Origin of the sequence: Fischerella sp., assembly GCF_013388695.1 — a bacterium.
Lineage (GTDB): Bacteria > Cyanobacteriota > Cyanobacteriia > Cyanobacteriales > Nostocaceae > PCC9605.
In genome coordinates, this window is the sequence record NZ_JACAEU010000116.1 from 1 (window position 1) to 22,350 (window position 22,350).

29 protein-coding genes, 1 tRNA gene and 1 pseudogene are annotated in these 22,350 nt (G+C 42.4%); 16 read left to right on the forward strand and 15 right to left on the reverse strand.

Translation table 11 applies throughout. From position 1 onward, the window contains the following. The first annotated feature begins 290 nt into the window (after nt 1-290). The 3 genes from cobW to HXY43_RS15765 all read left to right on the forward strand — a co-directional run bounded on the left by cobW (nt 291) and on the right by HXY43_RS15765 (nt 2,304). Nucleotides 291-1,367 carry a cobalamin biosynthesis protein CobW gene (cobW, locus tag HXY43_RS15755; RefSeq protein ID WP_290884416.1) on the forward strand — a complete coding sequence of 359 codons (1,077 nt, stop codon included), beginning with the start codon at nt 291-293 and terminating at the stop codon, nt 1,365-1,367. Nucleotides 1,368-1,371: 4 nt separating this feature from the next. Then, a complete protein-coding gene (locus HXY43_RS15760) occupies nt 1,372-1,848 on the forward strand; it encodes a hypothetical protein (protein ID WP_290884419.1) in 477 nt (158 codons plus the stop codon). A gap of 66 nt (nt 1,849-1,914) precedes the next feature. Then, nucleotides 1,915-2,304 carry a hypothetical protein gene (locus tag HXY43_RS15765; RefSeq protein ID WP_290884422.1) on the forward strand — a complete coding sequence of 130 codons (390 nt, stop codon included), beginning with the start codon at nt 1,915-1,917 and terminating at the stop codon, nt 2,302-2,304. 594 nt (nt 2,305-2,898) lie between these two features. Here HXY43_RS15765 and HXY43_RS15770 read toward each other — a convergent pair. The 3 genes from HXY43_RS15770 to HXY43_RS15780 form a co-directional block, all read right to left on the reverse strand. Beyond that, nucleotides 2,899-2,971: transfer RNA gene (locus HXY43_RS15770), tRNA-Ala, on the reverse strand. A 92-nt stretch (nt 2,972-3,063) separates the two neighbouring features. Beyond that, the gene (locus HXY43_RS15775; protein ID WP_026731338.1) at nt 3,064-3,816 is read right to left on the reverse strand and encodes an HAD family phosphatase; all 753 of its coding nucleotides are present in this window, start codon (nt 3,814-3,816) and stop codon (nt 3,064-3,066) included. Then, nucleotides 3,813-4,727, reverse strand: a complete 915-nt coding sequence (locus HXY43_RS15780) for a class I SAM-dependent methyltransferase (protein ID WP_290884425.1) — start codon at nt 4,725-4,727, stop codon at nt 3,813-3,815. The genes HXY43_RS15775 and HXY43_RS15780 overlap by 4 nt, the downstream gene beginning before the upstream one ends. 274 nt (nt 4,728-5,001) lie before the next feature. Here HXY43_RS15780 and HXY43_RS15785 point away from each other — a divergent pair, with 274 nt between their 5' ends. Both HXY43_RS15785 and HXY43_RS15790 read left to right on the forward strand, forming a co-directional pair. Further along, a complete protein-coding gene (locus HXY43_RS15785; protein ID WP_290884428.1) occupies nt 5,002-5,199 on the forward strand; it encodes a hypothetical protein in 198 nt (65 codons plus the stop codon). Further along, nucleotides 5,106-5,459: pseudogene (locus HXY43_RS15790) on the forward strand (RtcB family protein); the annotation flags it as partial. The gene HXY43_RS15785 and the pseudogene HXY43_RS15790, both read left to right, overlap by 94 nt. 64 nt (nt 5,460-5,523) lie before the next feature. On the opposite strand, the gene HXY43_RS15795 reads toward HXY43_RS15790, so the two are convergent. Continuing rightward, nucleotides 5,524-6,429, reverse strand: coding sequence for a ParA family protein (locus HXY43_RS15795; RefSeq protein WP_026731341.1), 906 nt, complete (start codon nt 6,427-6,429; stop codon nt 5,524-5,526). Between the two features lie 636 nt (nt 6,430-7,065). On the opposite strand from HXY43_RS15795, the gene HXY43_RS15800 reads away from it, so the two are divergent. The 3 genes from HXY43_RS15800 (at nt 7,066) to HXY43_RS15810 (ending at nt 9,563) form a co-directional block, all read left to right on the forward strand. Next, nucleotides 7,066-8,085, forward strand: coding sequence for an ABC transporter ATP-binding protein (locus HXY43_RS15800; RefSeq protein ID WP_290884433.1), 1,020 nt, complete (start codon nt 7,066-7,068; stop codon nt 8,083-8,085). A gap of 115 nt (nt 8,086-8,200) precedes the next feature. Next, nucleotides 8,201-9,097 (forward strand): ABC transporter permease, encoded by an 897-nt coding sequence (locus HXY43_RS15805; RefSeq protein WP_290884436.1) that lies wholly within the window; start codon nt 8,201-8,203, stop codon nt 9,095-9,097. Between the two features lie 187 nt (nt 9,098-9,284). Then, on the forward strand, nt 9,285-9,563 hold the full coding sequence (locus HXY43_RS15810) for a hypothetical protein (RefSeq protein ID WP_026731344.1): 279 nt from the start codon (nt 9,285-9,287) through the stop codon (nt 9,561-9,563). 151 nt (nt 9,564-9,714) lie between these two features. Here the strand turns inward: HXY43_RS15810 and HXY43_RS15815 are convergent, their stop codons facing one another. Beyond that, nucleotides 9,715-9,840 carry a hypothetical protein gene (locus HXY43_RS15815; RefSeq protein WP_290884439.1) on the reverse strand — a complete coding sequence of 42 codons (126 nt, stop codon included), beginning with the start codon at nt 9,838-9,840 and terminating at the stop codon, nt 9,715-9,717. A 25-nt stretch (nt 9,841-9,865) separates the two neighbouring features. On the opposite strand from HXY43_RS15815, the gene HXY43_RS15820 reads away from it, so the two are divergent. Both HXY43_RS15820 and HXY43_RS15825 read left to right on the forward strand, forming a co-directional pair. After that, nucleotides 9,866-10,615 carry a sterol desaturase family protein gene (locus HXY43_RS15820; protein WP_290884441.1) on the forward strand — a complete coding sequence of 250 codons (750 nt, stop codon included), beginning with the start codon at nt 9,866-9,868 and terminating at the stop codon, nt 10,613-10,615. A 545-nt stretch (nt 10,616-11,160) separates the two neighbouring features. Then, nucleotides 11,161-12,174, forward strand: a complete 1,014-nt coding sequence (locus HXY43_RS15825) for a hypothetical protein (RefSeq protein WP_290884443.1) — start codon at nt 11,161-11,163, stop codon at nt 12,172-12,174. Here HXY43_RS15825 and HXY43_RS15830 read toward each other — a convergent pair. Both HXY43_RS15830 and HXY43_RS15835 read right to left on the reverse strand, forming a co-directional pair. Continuing rightward, on the reverse strand, nt 12,162-12,416 hold the full coding sequence (locus tag HXY43_RS15830; protein WP_290884445.1) for a DUF3455 domain-containing protein: 255 nt from the start codon (nt 12,414-12,416) through the stop codon (nt 12,162-12,164). The genes HXY43_RS15825 and HXY43_RS15830 overlap by 13 nt on opposite strands. Nucleotides 12,417-12,447: 31 nt before the next feature. Continuing rightward, nucleotides 12,448-13,704, reverse strand: coding sequence for an FGGY-family carbohydrate kinase (locus tag HXY43_RS15835; protein WP_290884448.1), 1,257 nt, complete (start codon nt 13,702-13,704; stop codon nt 12,448-12,450). A gap of 190 nt (nt 13,705-13,894) precedes the next feature. Between HXY43_RS15835 and psaM the strand changes: the two genes are divergently transcribed. Both psaM and HXY43_RS15845 read left to right on the forward strand, forming a co-directional pair. After that, nucleotides 13,895-13,990: a photosystem I reaction center subunit XII gene (gene psaM, locus HXY43_RS15840; RefSeq protein WP_026731348.1), complete on the forward strand. Its 96-nt coding sequence runs from the start codon at nt 13,895-13,897 to the stop codon at nt 13,988-13,990. A gap of 257 nt (nt 13,991-14,247) precedes the next feature. Next, a complete protein-coding gene (locus tag HXY43_RS15845) occupies nt 14,248-14,658 on the forward strand; it encodes a hypothetical protein (RefSeq protein WP_290884452.1) in 411 nt (136 codons plus the stop codon). Nucleotides 14,659-14,878: 220 nt separating this feature from the next. On the opposite strand, the gene HXY43_RS15850 is transcribed toward HXY43_RS15845, so the two are convergent. After that, on the reverse strand, nt 14,879-15,595 hold the full coding sequence (locus HXY43_RS15850) for a tetratricopeptide repeat protein (protein WP_026731350.1): 717 nt from the start codon (nt 15,593-15,595) through the stop codon (nt 14,879-14,881). Nucleotides 15,596-15,927: 332 nt separating this feature from the next. On the opposite strand from HXY43_RS15850, the gene HXY43_RS15855 reads away from it, so the two are divergent. Beyond that, nucleotides 15,928-16,392: a hypothetical protein gene (locus HXY43_RS15855; protein WP_290884456.1), complete on the forward strand. Its 465-nt coding sequence runs from the start codon at nt 15,928-15,930 to the stop codon at nt 16,390-16,392. Between the two features lie 121 nt (nt 16,393-16,513). Beyond that, nucleotides 16,514-17,071, forward strand: a complete 558-nt coding sequence (locus HXY43_RS15860) for a glutathione S-transferase family protein (RefSeq protein WP_290884459.1) — start codon at nt 16,514-16,516, stop codon at nt 17,069-17,071. Between the two features lie 94 nt (nt 17,072-17,165). On the opposite strand, the gene HXY43_RS15865 is transcribed toward HXY43_RS15860, so the two are convergent. Both HXY43_RS15865 and HXY43_RS15870 read right to left on the reverse strand, forming a co-directional pair. After that, nucleotides 17,166-17,657, reverse strand: a complete 492-nt coding sequence (locus tag HXY43_RS15865; protein WP_026731353.1) for a YajQ family cyclic di-GMP-binding protein — start codon at nt 17,655-17,657, stop codon at nt 17,166-17,168. Between the two features lie 222 nt (nt 17,658-17,879). Then, nucleotides 17,880-18,308: an MAPEG family protein gene (locus tag HXY43_RS15870; RefSeq protein WP_026731354.1), complete on the reverse strand. Its 429-nt coding sequence runs from the start codon at nt 18,306-18,308 to the stop codon at nt 17,880-17,882. Here HXY43_RS15870 and HXY43_RS15875 point away from each other — a divergent pair. Continuing rightward, complete coding sequence (locus tag HXY43_RS15875) at nt 18,307-18,438, forward strand: hypothetical protein (RefSeq protein WP_290884465.1); 132 nt, start codon at nt 18,307-18,309, stop codon at nt 18,436-18,438. The genes HXY43_RS15870 and HXY43_RS15875 overlap by 2 nt on opposite strands. Before the next feature lie 102 nt (nt 18,439-18,540). On the opposite strand, the gene HXY43_RS15880 is transcribed toward HXY43_RS15875, so the two are convergent. Then, nucleotides 18,541-19,044, reverse strand: a complete 504-nt coding sequence (locus HXY43_RS15880) for a DNA-processing protein DprA (RefSeq protein WP_026731355.1) — start codon at nt 19,042-19,044, stop codon at nt 18,541-18,543. A gap of 90 nt (nt 19,045-19,134) precedes the next feature. Continuing rightward, nucleotides 19,135-19,674: a PadR family transcriptional regulator gene (locus tag HXY43_RS15885; RefSeq protein WP_290884468.1), complete on the reverse strand. Its 540-nt coding sequence runs from the start codon at nt 19,672-19,674 to the stop codon at nt 19,135-19,137. A 118-nt stretch (nt 19,675-19,792) separates the two neighbouring features. On the opposite strand from HXY43_RS15885, the gene HXY43_RS15890 reads away from it, so the two are divergent. Continuing rightward, nucleotides 19,793-20,194 (forward strand): antibiotic biosynthesis monooxygenase, encoded by a 402-nt coding sequence (locus HXY43_RS15890; protein WP_290884471.1) that lies wholly within the window; start codon nt 19,793-19,795, stop codon nt 20,192-20,194. A 130-nt stretch (nt 20,195-20,324) separates the two neighbouring features. On the opposite strand, the gene HXY43_RS15895 is transcribed toward HXY43_RS15890, so the two are convergent. The 3 genes from HXY43_RS15895 to HXY43_RS15905 form a co-directional block, all read right to left on the reverse strand. After that, on the reverse strand, nt 20,325-21,419 hold the full coding sequence (locus tag HXY43_RS15895; RefSeq protein ID WP_290884474.1) for a phosphotransacetylase family protein: 1,095 nt from the start codon (nt 21,417-21,419) through the stop codon (nt 20,325-20,327). A gap of 143 nt (nt 21,420-21,562) precedes the next feature. After that, the gene (ebsA, locus tag HXY43_RS15900) at nt 21,563-21,937 is read right to left on the reverse strand and encodes a type IV pilus biogenesis protein EbsA (RefSeq protein WP_290884477.1); all 375 of its coding nucleotides are present in this window, start codon (nt 21,935-21,937) and stop codon (nt 21,563-21,565) included. Nucleotides 21,938-22,074: 137 nt separating this feature from the next. Then, a complete protein-coding gene (locus tag HXY43_RS15905) occupies nt 22,075-22,269 on the reverse strand; it encodes a hypothetical protein (RefSeq protein WP_290884480.1) in 195 nt (64 codons plus the stop codon). Nucleotides 22,270-22,350 lie beyond the last annotated feature (81 nt).

The following is a 22,350-nucleotide window of genomic DNA, read 5'->3' on the forward strand; positions in this document are numbered from 1 at the left end:
ATGAATTATGTGTGCATACATTTTTGTAGTTCGATGCCAAATCATTGTAGAGACGTAGCAATGCTACGTCTCTACATACCCGTGAATTGTAAATTCATATCTTGATTCAGCAACGCCGAAACTTTGCTAAGGAAACTCCCTCAAGCTCGGTTAGGTAGCAAGCATTATGACCAGTGCGTGAGTTTCGAGCTATGACCTTATCACTGCATCTATCTAAATACTGTATGATATCTGCGGTGAAAACTTCTTTCTTGCGATCGCTCCTTTAATCAACAAACAACGTATTTGATATGCACAAAATTCCCGTCACGGTAATCACAGGATTTCTCGGCGCAGGCAAAACGACGTTAATTCGTCACTTACTGCAAAACAATGAAGGACGACGCATTGCTGTTTTAGTGAATGAATTTGGCGAAGTTGGAATTGATGGCGAACTTTTGCGTTCGTGTCGAGTTTGTGACGATGAAGAAGACTCTAACAGCAACATTGTTGAACTCACCAACGGTTGTCTGTGCTGCACTGTGCAAGAAGAATTCTTACCAGCAATGCAAGAATTACTCAAGCGACGCGCGAGCCTTGACTGTATGTTGATTGAAACTTCTGGACTAGCACTACCAAAACCATTGGTACAAGCATTTCGCTGGCCGGAAATTCGTACAGGTGCGACAGTGGACGGCATAATTACTGTGGTGGACTGTGAAGCCTTAGCAAGCAATCAATATGTAGGCAATTTAGCAGCCCTCCTAGCCCAGCGACAAGCTGACTCTAGCATAGAACACGAAACACCGATTGAGGAACTGTTTGAAGATCAGCTAGCTTGTGCTGACTTAGTGTTGCTGACTAAAAGCGATCGCGTTGACGAACAAACGCAAGTGAGAGTACAGGAATGGCTCAAGCAGAAATTACCCCCTGGCGTCAAAGTCATTCCTTGCCAGGACGGTAAAATTAGTAGCGATTTATTACTCGGTTTCAACGCTGCGGTAGAAGATAACCTAGATAGTCGTCCCAGTCACCATGATAACGAAGCCGAACACGAACATGATGACGGGATTAATGCAGTGCAACTACTACTAGACCAAGCATTTGAGCCATCTGTCTTGGTTAAACGCCTGCAAACATTGGTGCAACAGCAAGAAATTTATCGAATTAAGGGATTTGTAGCAGTTCCGAATAAAGCCATGCGTTTAGTATTGCAGGGTGTTGGTAATCGATTTGATTACTTTTATGACCGTCCTTGGCAAAACAGCGAACCACGTCAAACAAAATTAGTGTTAATTGGTCGGGAACTCGATCGGGTTAGCATTGAATCACTAGTGTTGCAGAAGGAAGTAGCTTCTTTAGAAGCCGCAAGTAATTCCATCCATTAAAAACATGGTGTCAGCTGCTAAAGTATTACGAAAAGAAGTCTTTCTGAGAAACAATAATTGGTACAAGCAATTGTTGAATTTCACAACTTTTTTACTAATTAGCTACACTGCTTGGAAAGGTTTTTTAAAATCAGGGCGCGGGGCTGTAGTTTGTAATATAAATAATGCTGTAGAGCTATCCGGAATCACTTTTACTACAGTCACAGGTAAGAAAATTTCACCTGATGAAACCTTTAACCTTCATTTTGTTACTAAAGCTAGATTAACAGGCTATTTGACTGAGTGGATTCTGTACCCAAAAGAAATAACACAAATACTTGCAGCAGTTGATACTTATAATCCGCAAAAAGACATTATTTTGTTCATAAAATTTAACTCGGATTTTGAGGTTAATATTTTGGAAAATCTTGTCATTTCTCCACCTGAATGCTATCAATATGTTTGTCGAAGATGGGAAGAATTTCTCCCTTACTTGTTATGAATTATACAGTTAGCGCATTCAGGTGAAAACCCATCTAGATAGTCAATTTATTTCTAGGAGGAGTGAGTGAAAAAATTACTCTTGGCTTTGACTTCTAAACCCACAGCTTTAATTTCTGTAGCTTCCTTGTTGATGACTAGTAAAGTTAGCACCGCTAATCAACCAGTAAATCCGCAACCTGTAAACCATACAGATACGACTACTACGCCAGTATCAGCAGAAAGCCAAAAGGCTTGTGTAAAACATCCAAAACTCGGTAAATTTTTCTGTGCTAATGCTAAACAATTGGCTCATTTGAAGAAGGGCGTACCAGAGATTGATGTTACCGACGCGAATAGCGAGGATGCTTTGCTTGGAGTTACAGATGAGGAAAGCGATACTGCTGTAGCTATGTTTGGCTGTGATTGCGCTGCATCGATAAATTGCTTGCGTCGCCTACGGAATAGCCTTCCCTAGAATTGGTTGTCGTTGATTTTTCATATTTATAAAAATTGGGAAGTTGGGAAGAGGTTTTTATCTCTTTCCTCTCCCAATTTATTAGTAAAAATACTAACATCAATCAGGTTTAACTTAATGAAACAACTAAAACTTGTCTCATGAATTTAATTTTTAAAACACCTCAAGTTTTATAGGGTAATTCTAAAAAGCCTGAAACAACCAAATTTCGTTAATACACATGAAGGTCTATTTGTACAGTGCGTAAGTCCTATATTATTATCTCATGGGAGTGACAACAAAGGGTTAATAACCCAAGTTGCTAGTTATTTGAGAAGGCGATCGCAAACGCAATAAAATCCCCTCCAGCAAGAAAAACGGAGGGGAATATGCTAAATGAAACAATTGCTGTCTATGCTATCATCAGGGACGCGGAGAATTTTTAATCGTAAGTGATTAACCGGACATGATATGATTCTTGCCCACGCCCAAGGGCTAGTTTACACCCTGCTGTCGTTGATGCCCTCTATATACCAAAAACAAAACCTAGAAGCGATGTTGGGGTTATTTTTGGAGGCACAAGGGATACTATGGTGTTTTTATCGTTGGCTTTAATGGAGAATAGGAGACTCGAACCCCTGACCTCTGCGGTGCGATCGCAGCGCTCTACCAGCTGAGCTAATTCCCCAAATAGTTATTGGTTAGTAGTTAGTTGTTTACCACTAACTACTAACTACTAACTACTAACTACTAACTACTAACTACTAACAATTCCCTATGTTAGCATTCACCTGCTGTGGGTTGGCACTGTTTTTGCAAATACACTTCCTGCACCCGTTCTAGTTCTAAGTCAGTTAAATAATCTACAGTCCAGTTTGCTAGACGCTGAAGCATATGAAATGGGTAAGTATTCGCTACACCCACAACTTGCATACCAGCACGTTTTGCTGCTTGGATACCAGCTGGGGTATCTTCAATTGCTAAACATTCACTTGGTTGCAGATTCAACTCGGGATATGCTTGGTTGAGGCGTTCTACAGCTAATAAATAGCCATCAGGTTCTGGTTTACTGGTGGTGATATCGTCTCCAGCTACAATAACTGGAAAGTATTCAGCCAGTTTGGCACGATTAAGAACTAGTTCTATTTCTTTGCGGATAGCACCACTCACTAGCGCTAGATTTAAATTGCGCGAATCTCTTGCACAGACGCTTCGCGATCGCACCTGAAATATCAAGTCATCTAAACCAGGATACAAAGGCAGTTTTTCCAGTTTCTCTAATTCCAACGCATATAGTTCTGCCTTCTTTTTCAACAACTGAGTTAAATACTGTTCGCTAACAATACGACCGCGACTATTTAGTATATCCTGCAAACAGGCGCGATCGCTGCGTCCCAAACAAACTTGTTTATACTCTCCTGGTTTGAGGGTAAGATTTTCCTCAAGCAGAATTTGCTCGATTAGCCGCTCGTGGATAGACTCATCATTAATGATGACGCCATTAAAGTCAAACAGAACTGCCTTTAAAGTCATGCCGTTGTATCAAAAGCTGGGGAGGGAAAGCCCTGCAAGTCGTTATCGTCTAGTATGCTATCTGTCGATGTCGGAGTGTACTGGCGTACCTGTGTTTGAGCAGTTCCTGCTGCTGTAATGGGTTTTATGCCGCTTGTCACCTGATTAGTCCACCACACATCCTGGGTTTGTACTGCTGCAAAGCCTGCTGCACCCATCCATGCATCCACACTGCCAGCTGCATACTCACGAATATACGGCTCCTCAAATACATCATTGAGCCATTCTAACTGACGTAGAGTCTTTTGATTACCATCCAGAATTAATACTTGCCCGCCAATTCGCAACAACCGAAAAGCTTCTCGCAGAATTGCCTCAGATACCGCTGGGGGTGTTTCGTGAAATAACAAAGTAGCTGTAACTAGGTCAAAAGAATCACTAGCCAAAGTAGTGTTTTCCGCATTACCATGTCGCCAGTGTATATCCAAACCAGCACTTTGGGCTTTATGATCGGCCCTTACCAACATATAGGGCGATAAATCTAAGCCGATGACTTCAGCTTCCGCAAAAGCCTGCTTGAGCATTAAAGTTGTCGAACCTGTACCGCAGCCCAAGTCGATTATGCGTCGGGGCACGACTTTGATCGCATCAATTAAAGCTTGACGTACCCAAGTTTCATTTGGTGGTAAAACGTATTGGGTAACAGCATCGTAAGTCACTGCCGCACCAGAGTTAAGATATCCACCGTTAATTCCGTGGAAGTTTTGGCTGCTGTAGTAGGTAGGGATTGTAACATCAGCGCGTCGAAAGCGATCGCTCTCTTTCTCCCAATCTACGCTCTTAGCATAACGCTGTAGTTCCTCTTCATTAATGAAAAAACGTACTACAGGTGATAGAAAACGCTCCCAGATAGTATCTTGACGAACTGCCATATAATTTTCGGACTCGATGCACTGTTAAAACTACAGTTAGTTTATTTACAAATTGTAATATATTTTCTGCAAATTATATTTGCCTCGTATCAGGATAGGGTTGACATTGATTTTTTATAAAACTACAAATGTAGTACAAAAATTACTACCTCTGAGAGGTAGTAATTCCTCTGAAAAAAAATAGTTAGTAGTTAGTGGTTGTTAGGAAATAACAACCACTAACTACTAACTACTAACTACTAACTACTAACTACTAACAAAATTAAATCAAATTATGCCTTACGAAAAATTAAAAATTTCCACACCGTCCCCTGTTTTATCTTTGGCCAATCATCCCTTGGATTCAGAAGAAACCAAGATGGCTAAAAATGTTTTGATGAAGAAGTTTACGTCACTCGCAAAGGTGCAGTTCGCGCCCAAGCAGAAGATTATGGCATTATCCCTGGTTCAATGGGAGCAAAATCTTACATAGTTAAGGGTAAAGGTGATGTCCACAGCTTCTGTTCTTGCTCTCATGGTGCCGGACGCTTGCTATCAAGAAATAAAGCAAAAGGTGTCTACACCCTGGATGATTTGATCGAACAAACAAAAGGCGTGGAATGCCGCAAAGATGCAGGCGTTTTAGATGAAATTCCCGGTGCTTATAAACCAATAGATCAAGTCATGGAAAATCAGTCTGATTTGGTCGAAGTTGTAGCCACACTCAAACAAGTTGTGTGCGTGAAGGGGTAAATTCATCTCTGTGCATCTGTGTCTAATTAGTTGCCCCACTGCACTCAATGGGGCTTTATTTGTACTAGCCGACACTAGTGTACATTTTAAGTTTTTGCACTAACTCTTGGGTTAACTGAGAGAATGCTTTTGATCCTGATGACTGGGGATTGCTTAAAACAACAGGCATAAAACTATCAACAGCCTTGGCAACATTCACATCAATTGGTATTTGTGTATGACAAATTTTTTCTTCCCCAAAATCTTGATGAACTCGTTGCATAACTTGTTTGTAGTATCTGCCAGTTAACAAGTTAGCATTAGACATTGTAAACACTATTCCCAACATCTGAATATCAATCTTTACTTCATGTTCGTGACTTTCTTTTAATTGGGCAATGCGTCTTTCTAGCAACTGAATACCCACTACAGATAAAGGCTCTGGTTTAGCAGGAAGTATGTAGAAATTACTAGTTGCTAAAGCGCTACGAGTCAAAAGATTATAACCTGGTGCACAGTCTAAGATAATAAAATCGTAATCTTGGCGAACTGGTTCTAAAACTTTACCCAGTAAGACTCTTTCAAAGCGATTCCAAATTGTTTCAAAGTCTTTTTCACCCAACGTCACTGCTTGTTCATGCAGCATGGCTGAAACGACAAATTCATCATAAAGGTCAATATCTCCTGGTATTAAATCTAATCCTTGCAGATTACAAACCCCAGGTTGAATTACTTCTTGAATGGTATGTTTTGCTTTTGCCTCTGGAGTGATAATTTGGTCGATTAGATACCTAAACGTCTTTCTGTATTTTCTACGTTTGGCAAACTCCACAGGCGACATCATACTGAGTGTTGCACTAATTTGCGTGTCTAAATCAAGAACAAGCACCCGCTTGCCATGTTCTTTCGCTAAACAAGTGGCTATATTGACACTAAGGGTGGTTTTACCGACGCCACCTTTCATATTTGCAGTTGCAATTACATATCCCATTGGTTAAGTCCTCTGATGACGCATTCTCATCTAGGTAGCGCAAACGTCTGGTTAGCAAGTGAAAACTTTTAGTAAATTTAAGATTTTCCAATTCCTAAAAAATTGGTGTTGGCGATATTTTTTCGGTTGAGCAGTCAGAATTATAACAGTGAAGGGTGCATTTAGTAGACAGAGGGAACTTGGATATTTGTTGCGAATAAACTTTGTCAGCGATGTAATTAAGGAGCATGTTGGTAAAGTAAATTACTTTGATCTAATAAGTAAGCGGCAGCTGTTTGTTTTTATCCCAAAAGGAGCGATCGCAAAAACTCACTCTTCCCAATGGTGACTTTATCTAAAACTAAATTACCCGAAGACTTACAGCGCTTGACATCTAGATGAAGTACCCCTGGTAAAGGGAAGAGTGCGCGATCGCTCTTTTTGGGATATTTATATACTTTATTAAGTTGAAATCTGCTGTATTAGAACAAGTCCCTACTGCTGTCGATATGATTGAGGAAAAGGACGAGCGACAGAATATAACCAACTTATAAAATAAAGGAGTCATACCCACGCGATCGCCCACCTCACTCAACACTACTCAACTACAATAGGGATAGTGTTGAGATTTGTATAGTTACTTAGGGATAACCTGTTATGGCTCCCGCCGTTTTAATTGAAAACCTAAAAAAACGCTACGGTTCGGTTGAAGCCGTTAAGGATGTTTCCTTTCAGGTAGAACCAGGAGAAATTTTTGGTTTACTTGGCCCCAACGGAGCGGGTAAAACTACTACCTTACGAGCTTTATGTACTCTCACTACACCAGACGCTGGTAAAATAGAAGTCTCTGGCATTTCAGTTGTAGATAATCCCAGAGCAGCGAGAAAAAGACTTGGTTATGTCGCCCAAGAAGTAGCTTTAGATAAAGTCCTGACTGGACGCGAACTGCTACAACTGCAAGCGGCACTTTATCACTTACCGACAGCAGTAACAAAACAGCGCATTGACACGGTGCTGAGTTTACTCGGTTTGCAGGAATACGCCGACAAAAAGACTGGAACTTACTCTGGCGGTTTACGCAAACGTTTAGACTTGGCAGCTGGGTTACTACACGCACCAGATGTATTGGTTTTGGATGAGCCAACGGTAGGACTTGACATTGAAAGCCGTTTTATTGTCTGGGAATTCCTGCGGAAATTGCGGGAAGCTGGAACCACCGTACTAATTACCAGCCATTATTTAGAAGAAATTGACGCCTTGGCAGATCGAGTCGCAATCATTGATCGGGGTGTAGTCATTGCGGCTGGAACGCCTTCCGAATTAAAAGATAAAGTTGGGGGCGATCGCGTTACTCTGCGTATCCGTGAATTTACACCAAATGAAGAAGCAGAAAAAGCAAAAGATTTACTCACACCTCTGCCATTCGTACAAGAAGTAATTATCAACAACGCTCAGGGTAATTCTCTCAACTTGGTGGTAACACCACAGAATGATGTATTGATTACCATCCAGCAAGCGCTCAATCATGCTGGGCTGCCAGTATTTGGCATTGCTCAATCTCGTCCCAGTTTAGATGATGTCTACCTCGCAGCCACGGGACGCACGCTCATGGATGCAGAACTAGCAGCATTGGATACTCGCGATCCAAAAGCAGAGAAAAAGCAAAATATGAGATAGATAGTGGTTAGTGGTTAGTAGATAGTAGTTAGTTGTTCTACTAACCACTAACTACTAACTACTAACAATTCCCAATCCAAAATCCAAAATCCAAAATCTAAAATCTAAAATTGATATGAGTGGTACTGTCATACCTCCCAAATCAGAGATTAACTGGCAGCAAGTAGCTGCGCCGCAAGCTTACACCGATACTGCTCCTAATTTTGTCGGTGAGCTAATTCAAGAAACTTTGGCATTGACACGTCGCTTGTTTATTCAATTGCAGCGACGTCCTTCCACCTTGCTAGCTGGAATTATTCAGCCTGTAATGTGGTTAGTGCTGTTTGGCGCTTTATTTCAGAATGCACCCAAAGGCATTTTTGGCAATACGACAAATTACGCACAATTTCTGGGTGCTGGTATTATTGTTTTTACTGCCTTTGCTGGAGCGCTCAATGCTGGTTTACCAGTAATGTTTGACCGTGAATTTGGCTTTTTGAATCGGTTGCTAGTAGCTCCCCTAGCATCGCGGTACTCGATTGTACTGGCTTCCGCAATCTTTATCATCAGCCAAAGCTTGCTGCAAGCAGCTGCGATCGTGGCAGCAGCAGCGTTTTTAGGTGCAGGAGTGCCAGATGCTGCTGGTTTGGGTGCTATAGCTCTAATTGTCTTCCTGCTTGCTTTGGGTGTAACTGCCCTCAGCTTGGGGTTGGCTTTTGCGCTGCCCGGACACATTGAACTGATTGCAGTAATTTTTGTTACTAACCTACCGCTGTTATTTGCCAGCACTGCTTTGGCTCCCTTATCTTTTATGCCCAAGTGGTTGCAGATTGTAGCTACTCTCAATCCTCTCAGCTACGCTATTGAACCAATTCGTTATCTTTATCTGCACAAAGATTGGAGCTTAAATAGTGTGGTGATGCACGCATTTTGGGGTGACGTTACCTTTGGCAGCGCCATCCTCGTATTGCTGGGATTTGCTCTTTTAGCTTTGCTGATTATTCAACCCCGACTGCGGCAAACTCTTTTGTAAGTAGATGTGAAAACTGCGTACACCAAAACGCATGAAAACCCGTTTTCTCTTTGTGTCTTAGTGTCTTGGTGGTTTAAGATTTTTTTAACCACAAAGGCACTAAGACACAAAGTGTGTAACTGAGTCTCTTACCTCCAGCCTTCTGCCTTAGAATTGGTAGAGTGATTTAAATTCAGCGGGTGTGAATATGAGAGTTTGGCTAGCTTGCTTTGTAGTGCTATTTGCTCTAGCACAGTTGTTTGACTGGATACAAGAATTGCAACTGCCGCTACCTATTTATATTTTGGGTGGGGCTTTTTTAGCTGTGGCATCCAACTACGATAAGCTGTTTGGCACATATTTCAGTGATGTAACCAGTGTAACTGAGGCAACTATCGAAACACCAGAACAAGCTCAGCTAGACTCTCCATCCCCACCTACTGGTGCGATGATTTCTCCTGCTACTGAGAATTTGCAATCATCTTAGAACTTACTATTTAGTGTGTAGTGAGTGCTTGAGCGCTCAAATAAGTACTAAATCTTCTGCTTGTTTGCCGAGGGATAAAAAAGAGCGTACACAGAATAATATTATTTCTGTGCAGCCTCCAGGTATCGCTGCCTTCGGCGGAAGGCGGAAATCAGCCTAAAGGCAGAGTCCAGTTGTTGCGGTTGGATGGGAATTTGGATGAGGTAGCAAACAGGGCGATCGCGCTCATCAGGATTAGAAAATAGCTAATTAGTTCTCTCAGGTGGCGTGTGAGCATCTGACTCCAAAGAGGAAACTTTGAATTGACAGCCTACTCATTTTTGTACTATTGGTTCGTCTTCTTCGGGGTTATTTTTGCCCGATACTTTCTTATCGCTGGGGGAGCGTACTTGCTCTTCTATTCAATTCTAGGGAAATCCCTTGCCAATCGGAGTTTGCGTCTTAAGCCTCCGCCGGGCCGATCAATTCGCAGGGATATCGAATTATCGATCCTCTCGGCGGTGGTTTTTGCACTTAGTGCAGCGTTTATCATCTCAGAGTACGATTTGGGAGTCACGCTGTTGTACACCGATCTGCGCGACTATGGTCTGTGGTATTTAGGAGTGAGCTTTGTAGCGGTGCTCATACTTCAGGATACGTACTTTTACTTTATCCATCGGATGTTTCACCGCCCCTTATTTTTCAGGTGGATGCATTATGGACATCACCGTTCGGGAGATCCAACACCGTGGAGTTCCTTTGCCTTCGATCCACCAGAGGCGATCGCACAGGCGCTCTTTTTTGTAGGTGTAGTCTTCATCGTCCCGCTTCATTTCATCACTTTGGTTGCCGTACTCATAACGATGACGGTATGGGCAGTGTTGAATCATCTTGGATTCAAGCTATTTCCCTCGTCATTTAAGAGCTACTGGCTCGGAAGGTGGTTCATCGGCCCGACGCATCACTCGATACATCATCATAAATACACGGTACACTACGGATTGTACTTCACGTTCTGGGACAAGCTGCTCGGTACTCAAGACCCTAATTATGAGAATGAGTTCCACGTTTAGGAATTGAGACTTACGTCCGATCTGGGTGATGCGAGGTTCGTAGTGTAGACGCTCCCAAGAGCGGCTTCCCGCAGGGTGGGCTTTAGCCCTCTTTAAGAGCTACTTTAAGGGCTAGCCCTTACTACAAACCCAGCATACTTTGTGTGGCAAAGTACTAAGTACAGCGTTTCATTAATTCGTAGCGAAATTATTTATGAAAAGACTCTGCTACAGGCGTGCGCTGACTCTGCGTGCCCACCGAAGCTTTTAACTCTGCGAGAAGCCCTACTCTGCGAGAAGCCGCGCTGCGCGCGTCTACGGAGGAAACCTCCGCACCCTGCGGGAAGCCGCTAGCGCGTCTACAAACTTCTCTCTGCGTTTAAAAAAGCTACGATTTTACGCAAAGCTGTACTAAGGTTTTTTATACCGGAATTGACAACAGGAGGATTGTAGTTACAAATCACTAACTAGAGTGATGTCATTATCCTTTAGTGAGTGCTACACTCGTATTACAAATTTGAGCTAGAGAGGTAAAAAATGAACCACCTGGACTTCTAAAACCGGACTTGACGAACCTGGGAAATGGCATTCACGCTATCAATCTCATCGTCTACAAAATTGCTGAGGCTTTGTACAAGTCTGGATATCCAGAACCAACAATTTGGCGTTCTTCACCCATCACTACGGTTGCTAACAACTTCGACAAACTTTATTTCCCTTCAGATAGTTTGTCGCGTTCCCCAAAATACACCCGCTACCTTAGCGAGGGTAAACTACTCAGAACTCACACCACCGTAATTATGCCAGAGTTACTCCCTCATATTAGGGGAGAACAACTCATCCTCCACCCCGGTATCTGTTATCGCCGAGATGTGGTGGATAAACGTCATGTGGGCGAACCCCATCAAATGGACGTTTGGTTAATTGGTAGAGACGTTACATGTAACGTCTCTACATTAGTGAAATTCATCGAAACTATTCTCCATGCAGTGCTTCCAGGCGTATCCTACCGCTTGAATGAAACCTCACACCCTTACACCCGCAACGGTTTAGAAATTGAGGTTTTAGTTGATGGCAAATGGGTGGAGGTGGGAGAATGTGGGGAAGCTCATCCTGGTTTGTTACAACCTGGTTATTACGGTTTAGCATCTGGTTGGGGACTAGATCGTTTGGCGATGTTAGTAAAAGGGATAGATGATATTCGCTTATTACGAAGTAGTCATCCCGGTATTGCTTTCCAAATGACAAATTTGGAGCCTTACCGCAAAATCTCCAATCAACCTAGTATCAACCGGGATATGTCAATTGTCACCGGGCTTGATACGGAATTAGAAGATATCTGCGAACAAATAATAGAAGCGTTGGGCAATGACGCTGAACTTTTGGAATCAGTAGATATACTTGGCGAAACTTACTATCAACAACTTCCCCCACAGGCTATTCAACGCTTGGGTATCCAACCAGATCAGAAAAATCTGCTAGTGCGTATGACTCTGCGGAGCCTTGTTGCATCAATTCCCAATCAAAAAGCCAATATCCTCCGAGATTTGGTTTACCAGAGGATTCATCAAGGTTCGTAAAGTGAGAATGTTTTCACAAGAAAGTAGCTAGTCTCCGCTTTTGTGCATAAGGGAAGAAGAGCCAGAGGCTCTAATTCACAAGAGCCAGGTTGAACCTGGTAACGAGGATTTAGAGGCTCTACCTCTTTCTTGGCAACACCGCCCCAGAAGTAGTAATTTGCTTGATAACCAATGCGAACTTCACCGTTTGCGTTGACGCGATCGCAACCTTGGGTAGGTGCTTTACCACCAACGGTATTCATCAATTCAAAGTTGACAGACTACTAGTGCAGTTTATTCCCTCACGCCTCGCATCGCCAACAACGCCGTCCCGTATGCCGCCTCCGTATTTACAGGACGCTTCACAGGAACCTGCAAATAACGCCCTCTAATTGCCGTCCATGTGTCGTTTGCTGCACCACCACCAGCTGTATAAACTCGACTTAACCGATCTGCCCCCAATTCCTGTAACAACTCATATCCTCGCGCTTCTATACGGGCAATACTTTCCAATAACCCATGCAGAAATTCCACGGGGTTCTCCGGACGTGGTTCTAGTCGCGGCGGTAAATTTGGATCGTTAATCGGAAAGCGATCGCCCGGCTTCAACAAAGGATAATAATCTAACCCACTTTCTTTACTAGCGTCAATTTCCCGGCTATAGTTTTCTAACTCAGCATTAGTGAAAAATTGTCGCAGCACAGCACCACCAGTATTGGAAGCACCGCCAGTTAGCCATAAGTTTCCCAAGCGATGGCTGTAAATCCCGTACCTGGAATCTTCCACACGAGTACGACTCAAAAGCTTCAGCACAAGCGTAGAACCAAGAGAAGTCACTGCTTCCCCAGGCAATTTCGCTCCACTGGCGAGAAATGCCGCGATACTATCTGTAGTGCCAGCACACACCAAGCAATCAGACGGGAAATTGTAATGAGTGACAATTTCAGGGTGTAATTCACTGATAGGATGACCAGGAGTTAATATTTTCGGTAAATGAATTGAAATTTGTAGCTTATCCAGCCATTTTGGGTATTTAAATGCTTCTACGTCATAACCTAGTTTTAAAGCATTGTGGTAATCGCTAATACCCAATTTACCATGCAGCAGAAAAGCCAGCCAGTCTGCTTGATGCAGAAAATATCTAGCTTCTGGAAAAGACGGCAATTGCGACATCCACAGAAGCTTGGCAAGGCTAGAAGTTGCACTTAATACAGTGTGATTGGGCGGTGCTACATTCCTCAATCTATCCAGCATGACCACACCTCGCCCATCGTTGTACAGCAAAGGCACATCCACAGGATTACCAGCCGCATCACACAGCAACACAGTCGAGGAAGTGCCATTAATAGCGATCGCTCTAATTTCTCGCCGCAATTCTCTAGATATTTGCTCTAGAAGGCTAAATAAAGCCGTATGCCAGCAACTGACCAAGTCAGCATTAGTAGAAACTTTAAAGGGATGCCGCACCTCTTGTAAGATACTCTCTGCTTCGTCAATCACCACACCCCTCGCACCAGAAGTCCCAAAGTCTATACCCAGATAAAAACACATAGTTCTATAATTTTTCTTAAAAACTCTTGACCACTAACCACTAACCACTAACTACTAACAACCAACAACCAACAACCAACCACTAACCCATTTGTTGCATCTTGTAACAAGCTATTCCCCTATCAAGGCAAAACAGGGAAAAGTAGTAAACGAACTGATCAAAATCTTTTGGATTAGGAGGTTTTAATCCATGACTATATCTGATACTCAAGTCTACATTGCTCTTGTTGTAGCTTTGCTTCCAGGCTTTCTAGCTTGGCGGTTGGCAACAGAACTTTACAAATAAATTATTGGCGTGATGACGCATTTATAAAGCCAATAAACCTGGCAATACGGGGTGCAGTTGCCGAAGACTAACGGCTTTATACCGTTATGTGTTTGCGTGCAAACACTTACGTATGCTAGGTTTATTTTTAACTGGCTGCACACGTGTAGCAATTTCCGAAAAATGAAGTAATATGACAGCTAAATAAAACCGTAAACAGCGCAGGAGCATTGTTTACGGTGCGTCAATTAAATCAGCGAGGTTCTTAATAATTACTTATGAATGCGATTCAACCATCCAGACCCCCGCTAGAACCTATACAAAGACGCCGAGTTGCTCCTCGACCAAAACGGCATCTACGTCAGCGTTCTTACCAGGTGATGGCCCTGGAAACAACAGCAAAGATAGGGGTTAACGTTGTGATTTCAGCAGCGGCGCTATCTGCTCTTGTACAGCTTTTGCCTTATCACTGGTCACAGCAAGACAAGTTGCGAGAAATCCGCACTGAAGTCAAGCAGATGGAAGAACGGGTGAATAGTTTGCAGGCAGAATTTAGCCGCAACTTTGATCCGCGCCAAACTAAAAGTATTATGCAAGAACAAGGATATCGATTTGACCCAAGGCAGCGTCAAGTCGTATTGATGAATCAGGAACCAGAAGAAATTGAACAAGCAGAATTTTCACCTTAAATGAAATTTGTAGGTAAAGTTCTAGTTTAGAGATTTAGAATAGTTTAGATTTCTTTCCTGCTGACTGCGTATTAACACGTAGTATATCAAAAAATAGCTAACAGCTAATAGTTAATAGCCAACCGCTCAGTTTTTCGGATCTGTGTAGTTATCATCTATTAGCTATTAGCGATTAAAATGCGTATTTAATCAGCCTAAATTTAGGCTCAAACTACCAATTTTAATGGCTAGAAGACATCAACTCGTCGATCCAGTTTTCAACTTGTAAATGCAAGCGCTGTCCTGGTTCTTTCCTTTTGGTGTCTGAAGAAGGTAGTAAACTCAAGGCACGACGATAATCAGCGATCGCACAATTCCAGTCACCCCAAAGATGAAATGTTCTGCCTCGTTCAGCAAAAATATGACCTTCTAGCTGACCGAAAAGTAACGCCACCTCAAAATTATCAATAGCCTCTTCGTATTGCCCCAAGTCACGCAAAGTAATACCTCTGTTCAACCATGCCCGCACATAACTAGGATTCAAATCTAGCGCTTGGTCATAGTCTGCGATCGCTGCTACTAATTCCCCACGAGCGGCGAAGTAATTTGCTCGATTGTTATAAGCACTAGCCAATTTAGGATTTAGTTGCAAAGCTGTGTTGTAATCGCAAAAAGCTTTTTGAGTTTCACCGCATTCAAAATAAATCAGTCCCCGGTTGTTGTAATCAATCGCATTGTGGGGATGACGGTTAATTAGTTGACTCAAGAGCGCGATCGCCTCAGTATACTCTCCTTGTTGGGCCGATCTTAAAGCACAAGAGCGTAAGTAGCCGTCACCGAAAGCAGATTCGCCGCTACCGTTAGCCTTTCGCTGTTGAGAGAGTTCGGTAGTTTTTAACACGTTTGTATATCTGTGATTTTGCTGTTCACCAGATGCTAAAAATGAGTGGCTGTTCATATCTTCCTGCCTGAGCTGCTTGCTCTGTGAAATCAACTTATAGTTTTCGGCGTGCTTGTGGTTCTGCCCCTGTGTCACTTGCTAAGGTGTCTATGAGTACTTAGGTGCAAGCATCCTATTTGAATATTACCCACCTTACAGGTGTGAATATTCCTCATACCCAATTGATCCTTAAGCTTAATAGTGGATACTTCATCCCAAGGTTTAATTCCAGAAACAGCAAATATCAATCTAGTAGACTAGTCAAGTAGTAGGAGCAACAACTTGATAAAATGCCAACAAGCAATTCAGACTTTATTTAGTAGAGTCTATAGTTTTGAAAAGAAATTCTTATGACAACAGCAGCTTCCTATCCCAATGCGCCCGACATTACCACCGATGATTACATCGTCATCGGTTTAGCAACCTGCTTCATCAAAGAAGACGGAGAAGTTCATCAAGTCGAAGTTATAGAACCGATTCCCTCAGCCGCATTGGAAGCCCTCGTCAAAGGAATTCCCACTTCCTATAGGTTGGCTTGTGCAACAACATTGGGAACAGTACTCAGCGGTGAAACACTGCAAAAACCAGCGGACTTCCCACAGACGGCTCAATTTAGTGATGAATTTATGCAACGCACTATTGCAGCAGCTCGTACCTACAAGCGTAGTGAAACCGCAAAATCTCTAATTCCTTTGGGCACTACCTATAAAGATTTTAAATATTCTACCGAACGCAAACGCGTACTGAATGCCGCACGGGTTGTCTCTAAAGAAGACAACATCAAACAGCATCCCCATACACATAAAGTTTTGTAGTAGGGAATAGGGAATGGGGAATGGGGAAAGGGGAAGGGGTAAAGGGAAATGGGGAATCGTTAACCACTAACCACCAACTACTAACTACTAACTACTAACCAACAACCAACACCAAAATATTATGTTGAAACTTTACGGTGGCGCTCGTAGTCGCGCTTCAATTGTTCAATGGTATTTAGAAGAATTGGGAATTCCTTACGAATTTGTCATGCTCGATATGCAAGCTGGTGAACACCGCCAACCTGCATACCTGGCAATTAACCCTATGGGGAAAGTTCCGGCGATCGTTGATGGCGATTTCCAACTTTGGGAATCAGGGGCAATTTTGCTTTATCTTGATGAGAAATATGGTAAGCTTGAGCACTCTTTAGAAGAACGTGCAAAAATCGCTCAGTGGGTGTTATTTGCCAATTCCACCCTAGCTCCAGGTATATTTGTGGAAGCCAGCCGCGAGCGAGAAATGCCACAGTTAATGACTCCCCTAAATGAAATTCTTCAACGTCAACAATTCTTGTTGGGCGGCACATTTACTGTTGCCGACGTGGCGGTAGGATCTGTCCTAGCTTATATTACGATCATGCTAAAGCTAGACTTTAGCCCCTATCCAGGTATATTTACTTATTGCAAACGCTTGTCTGAGCGTCCAGCATTTAAGGCTTCCATCGGTTCTCGTAGTTAATGTAATAGATAGTAGTTAGTAGTTAGTAGATAGTAGATAGTAGTTATTTATGAGTTTTTACTACTAACCACTAACCACTAACCACTAACCAAATTTATCGATAATTTGTAAATTGCAAAGCAACAGGAAAGTCTTCTTGCTTTAAGCGTTGGATAACAGCTTGCAAGTCATCTTTGTTTTTAGCACTCACACGCACTGCGTCTCCTTGAATAGAAGCTTGCACCTTTTTGAATTCATCACGAATTAATTTAGAGATTTGCTTGGCTTGTTCCTGATTGATGCCTTTTTTTAGTTTGATTTCTTGGCGAACACGGTTCCCACTGGCTGATTCAACTTTGCCAAAATCAAAAATTTTCTGCGAGAGATTGCGCTTAGCGGCTTTTTCCCGCAGTACATTATGTACAGACTCTAAGGTGAACTCACTATCGGTGCTAATGACAATACTTTGTTCACCTAACTCTACTGTAGTTTGAGTATCCTTGAGGTCGTAACGGCTTTTAATTTCTCGCGCAGTTTGGTCAACAGCGTTAACTAATTCTTGTCTATCAAAATCGCTAACAACGTCAAAAGAATATGTAGAAGCCATAGGTAAAGTAGTTTGTAGTTATTGGTTGGTGGTTAGTAGGTAGTAGTTAGTAGTTGGTGGTTGGTAGTTAGTAGTTAGTAGTTGGTGGTTGGTAGTTAGTAGTTAGTAGTTGGTAGTTAGTAGTTAGTAGTTGGTAGTTAGTAGGTAGTAGTTGCTTGTCAGTTGTTATTAATTTAGTTATTGATTATTGATCGCTCACCACTAACCACTAACCACTAACCATTAACTATTATTTGCTTTGATTATGCTTAGGACAAAAAGAGTAGCAGTGCTAAAAGAGCCAATACCAAACATGAGAGATCGCAAAAGAGGGATATTTAAAATATAAAAAATTGAATACAGCGATCGCGCTATGACAAAGACGATAGCTGCTCCTACCGCTATTGTAGAATCCACGTTGGTGAGGTATGCCATTAAGGCTGCGGTGGCAAATACCATAAATGTCTCAAAAGAGTTCTGGTGTGCCCAGGTTGCTCGCTGGGCGTAGGGTGGTAGTTTATCAAACATGGCACGGGGAGCAGACATATCATACCCTACACGCGCACGGGCATAACTCACTACCAGAAAAGGCAGGTAAATTAGTACAGCCGCAGCAGCGATCGCGTATAAAAAAATCACGGAAACGGGAAATGGCAATAATTGCATCAACATGAATAATCGTCACAATCTTGGGTTTTTGATGTTTTGGCGTAGTCGCAAAGCAGCTACCCTACTAGCAGCTGCAAAAACCCAGGAAAAATCGCAGCAAGGTCAGTTTCCCTTACTCGCAATGTGTCCGTAGTGTCTATGCCTAGTCATTACTCAATAGTCATTTGTCTTACTGCTGACAACATCTACTCCTTGTTACTGATGGAGTTATGTACTGCTTGCATATGACTAATGACTAATCAAAGTAGAAAAGCGTTACCACTTTTCTTTGTTCTTCTGCTTCTTTACAAGTTTGCAGCAGGGTACCACTGTCGTGAAACGCGAAGCAGATCAGTTGCTGACAACGAGAGACAATCTCTTTATTGCACAGGTAACTAGCTTCAGCGAGAGACATATGATCGTTACTAGGATTTTCCACCAGATGCATAACCTGTTCTAGTTGCTGGCGAGATTCGTATGGCTGGCGTTCCAGACTCTGGGGCAGAATCACAGTTAACAGGTTGGGATCGGCCCGCATTGCTCCCTTAATTGCAGCTGAATTTGTACCCGTAGCACCGGAGGTGATGATCTGGTTGCCCGATAAAACTAGGGCATAGGTCATCATCTCAATCAAATTTTGATGTGTAATTGGTACATGACGGGAACCCAGCAAGGCGATTCGTTTAGAACCTGTTTGCTGGATGGTCGCCAGTTCTTGCGCTAATGTATCAAGGTTGATAAGGTCTATTGACTGACTCAAAGATGGACGGAATCAGATAAAACAACCTAGTTATTTTAACAGACAAAGACAAAACGCAAAGCTGCTTTGAGTTAGATATCACTACAATTTCTAGACTGTTGATTTGAGTAGTTTAATTGCTTGATCGCACCAAGCAAGCCAGTGTGTTTCATAACCGATTCCTTTGAGAAGAGTCAGGTAATGAAACTTGGCTGGTTCTGAGAGTTCCTGAAAATTTTGAAAGTATTGCCTCTCTAAAGCTTTATATGTAGACAATCTTTCTAGATGTGCTTGGCGGTGACGCTCTAGCTCTTCCAAGATAGTCTCTTGAGATGCAACATAACCACCAAAAATTTTCACCAACAAATCGTCCTTGATTGGTGTGGGTTCACACGGTTGTGCTATCCATTCTTTCAACCGCTGTTTGCCCAATTCTGTGACGCTATAGAGCTTCTTGTCAGGACGTCCTTCTTGCGAAATTGTTTCGGAAGTTATCCAACCTTGAGTTTCCAGTTTGGACAATTCACGGTAAATCTGCTGGTGAGTTGACTGCCAGAAAAAGCCAACAGAGCCGTCAAATTGCTTGGCTAAGTCATAACCACTACAAGGGTGATCGATCAGAGAAGCCAAGATCGCATGTGCTAAAGCCATAAGAATATTTTATTTTTATTATGCAACTTTTTGAATATGCTATAGATATAAGCAACTAATTGCATATTAAATTAATTGCATAAAGCAAGCAGATGAAACAATTAGAGGACACAACAACATGGCACTAATTTCTGTAACACGTTTACGTCTGCGCTCCGTCCGCTACCTGCCATCTTTTCTTTGGGAAAGTCTTTTAAGCGTGCTGCAAGCGAAACGAGCCTCCGGTAATCTCAAAACTCGATTAGTACGAGATGCTAATTTAGCCTTCTGGACGCTAACCGCTTGGGAGAGTGAAGCCGCAATGCGCGCATTTATGACCGCAGGTGCACATCGTCGTGCAATGCCGAAACTTTTGGAATGGTGCGATGAAGCTTCCTTTGTTCATTGGCATCAAGAAACAGCTGAACTTCCCGATTTGAGAGAAGCTCACCGAAAGATTGTAACAGAAGGAAGAATGTCGAAAGTTAATCACCCTTCGCCAGCACAAATGTCCAAACAGATTGCTCAGCCAAGGATTTAGATGCGAATGCCCAAATAGGAAGTTGAGTTTTCTATGAGTATTAGCAATTCCTTGGTTGATCAAGGCACGGCAATGCCGTGCCTGTGCCTTCCATATTTCATCACACAATCAAAGTTGTTAAAAATCTTGTTTATGGTAAGGCTGCTGCTGGACTTAAATCCAAGAGGCTGAGCAAACGCTCGATATCAAAATGTTCAGCCATCAAATTGCGAATGCATTGGACTTTAATCGGTTCGTGGACGCGTACTTGACCAAAAGTCCGGTCAACAATTTCCACAGTAGTGAGTGTATCTAAATCTACCGACAAAATGGGGATCTCTAGCTCTTCAGCGCGGCTCTTGATAAACTCAGGTGGTGGTAATTGTCCAGTCAGGATCAGACATTGGGTGGAAGTTTCCAAAGCTGCTTGCTGAATTTCGATGCGATCGCCCCCTGTCACTACTGCCATATTCCGACCTTTACGAAAATATTTGACAGCAGCGTTGACATTCATTGCCCCAATTGCCAAACTTTCTACCATCAAATCCAGGCGATCGCTGCGACAAAGAACTTCTGCTTTTAACTGATGTACTAATTCGCGAACGCTGACACTGCGTAGCAAGTCACTTTTTGGCAATGTTCCCAGCACGGCAATACCCTGCTGTTCCAAACATGGACGAATAGTAGTATCGACGATTTGTATTTGCTCCACAGGAACATCATTGATGACAACACCAATCAAACGTTTTCCTAACCGCTGCTTGGCAGACAATAGCGCCTCAACCGAAAGCAGCGATCGATAGCGGGTTACTAGCAGCACACCAGCATCAACTAATTCAGCTACTTGCGGTAAAGACAAGTTAAACAAACTACCTTCTTCCAAATTACCTGGCCCCTCCAGCAGAACCAAATTGCCAACCGCAGCTTGTAAATATTGCTGTGCAAGAGATTGCCGATAATCTGTTTTGTCTTCACCGCGCAGGCGTTGTTGTAGCGTGACTTCATTTAAAGCCACTATTGTCGGTACAAGACGATTCTCCACCAGGTTGAGGTTGGCTGCAATAAACTGCACGTCTTCCTCTACTACGTTTCCACTAGATTCATTCAAACACGTACCTAGTGGTTTGCCATAAGCAATATCTAGTCCTTTTTGCTGTAGCAGATGAGACAAACCCAGAACAGTTGCAGATTTACCGCTGTAAGCCTCCGTAGAACCAATTAGCAAATATTTAGCAGGTTTTGGCACACATGCACTCCTAATTTCAAAACGTCAGTACAATCTTATGCTTGGTGTTTCCTAATTTTAGGGCAACCAATGCGATTGGATTGCTGCACAGGACAGCTGTAGGAGTTGTTAGTGAATCTAGGTGCAAGGGGTAAGGGTCTAAATCATTCATCTATGCGCAACAGTTTGCGATAAAAGGTCTGAGAAAAATCAGTGAGCCGATAGCGCTTATAATTCTCCATCATTTCAATCAAAAAATTTATAAACTCGAAGCTGGCGATCGTCACTTCATAACTTAACTCCGCATTACCTTCAAACTGAACTCGACAACGCGTTAAGTCTGAAGGCAGTGTGGCAATATTCCACGTGGCGGCAAAAGGAATATTCTCACTGCCTTCTATTTTGCGCTGTCCTTCCAAAACGCCTTTATGGTAGAGACTGATGGCATAAGGCAAGAAATTGCGTTTGCTGCCCTGAATATATGGCAAGTAGACATTGGCTTGCTGCTGAGTAGCCGGTTGGAGTTGTTCAAAAGACATACTTACTACTCCTCTAGTAGTTTGACAACTAAGGATATTTAGTGACTTTTCATAGTATTCCCAAAAATTGTCTTTAGATTTTTCATATCATTTCGTCTATCCGCAATGTTATGCGCGGTTTTTGCGATCGCATAGCATTATGATTGTGACTGCTCTAGTCTATCCAGTGCTTCCTGAAGTGCTTGTCTACAGAACTCTGAATAATTGTCAATTGATTTTATTTTTTCAAACATTAATTCTGTTACTTTAATACACAAAGTTTTTCTCATAGGATTTTCTTTAGCTGGTATTCCATGTTCTGTAATTTTTGGATTACCTCTTTTTTTGGGCATTTTTAAGTTTAAAAACAATACAAAAATATTGACTAATTATGGGTATACCTATAATTATTAAAAATGGTGGCTACCAAGTTA

Bases quoted from the DNA above. Each gene is read 5' to 3' on its own strand.
- ebsA (WP_290884477.1), bottom strand. From the start codon at position 21,937: ATGTCTTTTGAACAACTCCAACCGGCTACTCAGCAGCAAGCCAATGTC.
- HXY43_RS15805 (WP_290884436.1), top strand. From the start codon at position 8,201: ATGAGTGGTACTGTCATACCTCCCAAATCAGAGATTAACTGGCAGCAA.
- HXY43_RS15865 (WP_026731353.1), bottom strand. From the start codon at position 17,657: ATGGCTTCTACATATTCTTTTGACGTTGTTAGCGATTTTGATAGACAA.
- HXY43_RS15810 (WP_026731344.1), top strand. From the start codon at position 9,285: ATGAGAGTTTGGCTAGCTTGCTTTGTAGTGCTATTTGCTCTAGCACAG.
- cobW (WP_290884416.1), top strand. From the start codon at position 291: ATGCACAAAATTCCCGTCACGGTAATCACAGGATTTCTCGGCGCAGGC.
- HXY43_RS15800 (WP_290884433.1), top strand. From the start codon at position 7,066: ATGGCTCCCGCCGTTTTAATTGAAAACCTAAAAAAACGCTACGGTTCG.
- HXY43_RS15890 (WP_290884471.1), top strand. From the start codon at position 19,793: ATGGCACTAATTTCTGTAACACGTTTACGTCTGCGCTCCGTCCGCTAC.
- HXY43_RS15875 (WP_290884465.1), top strand. From the start codon at position 18,307: ATGAATAATCGTCACAATCTTGGGTTTTTGATGTTTTGGCGTAGTCGC.
- HXY43_RS15905 (WP_290884480.1), bottom strand. From the start codon at position 22,269: ATGCCCAAAAAAAGAGGTAATCCAAAAATTACAGAACATGGAATACCA.
- HXY43_RS15850 (WP_026731350.1), bottom strand. From the start codon at position 15,595: ATGAACAGCCACTCATTTTTAGCATCTGGTGAACAGCAAAATCACAGA.
- HXY43_RS15760 (WP_290884419.1), top strand. From the start codon at position 1,372: ATGGTGTCAGCTGCTAAAGTATTACGAAAAGAAGTCTTTCTGAGAAAC.
- HXY43_RS15845 (WP_290884452.1), top strand. From the start codon at position 14,248: ATGAATGCGATTCAACCATCCAGACCCCCGCTAGAACCTATACAAAGA.
- HXY43_RS15885 (WP_290884468.1), bottom strand. From the start codon at position 19,674: ATGGCTTTAGCACATGCGATCTTGGCTTCTCTGATCGATCACCCTTGT.
- HXY43_RS15795 (WP_026731341.1), bottom strand. From the start codon at position 6,429: ATGGGATATGTAATTGCAACTGCAAATATGAAAGGTGGCGTCGGTAAA.
- psaM (WP_026731348.1), top strand. From the start codon at position 13,895: ATGACTATATCTGATACTCAAGTCTACATTGCTCTTGTTGTAGCTTTG.
- HXY43_RS15855 (WP_290884456.1), top strand. From the start codon at position 15,928: ATGACAACAGCAGCTTCCTATCCCAATGCGCCCGACATTACCACCGAT.
- HXY43_RS15835 (WP_290884448.1), bottom strand. From the start codon at position 13,704: ATGTGTTTTTATCTGGGTATAGACTTTGGGACTTCTGGTGCGAGGGGT.
- HXY43_RS15780 (WP_290884425.1), bottom strand. From the start codon at position 4,727: ATGGCAGTTCGTCAAGATACTATCTGGGAGCGTTTTCTATCACCTGTA.
- HXY43_RS15815 (WP_290884439.1), bottom strand. From the start codon at position 9,840: ATGCTCACACGCCACCTGAGAGAACTAATTAGCTATTTTCTAATCCTG.
- HXY43_RS15830 (WP_290884445.1), bottom strand. From the start codon at position 12,416: ATGAATACCGTTGGTGGTAAAGCACCTACCCAAGGTTGCGATCGCGTC.
- HXY43_RS15860 (WP_290884459.1), top strand. From the start codon at position 16,514: ATGTTGAAACTTTACGGTGGCGCTCGTAGTCGCGCTTCAATTGTTCAA.
- HXY43_RS15870 (WP_026731354.1), bottom strand. From the start codon at position 18,308: ATGTTGATGCAATTATTGCCATTTCCCGTTTCCGTGATTTTTTTATAC.
- HXY43_RS15775 (WP_026731338.1), bottom strand. From the start codon at position 3,816: ATGACTTTAAAGGCAGTTCTGTTTGACTTTAATGGCGTCATCATTAAT.
- HXY43_RS15785 (WP_290884428.1), top strand. From the start codon at position 5,002: ATGCCTTACGAAAAATTAAAAATTTCCACACCGTCCCCTGTTTTATCT.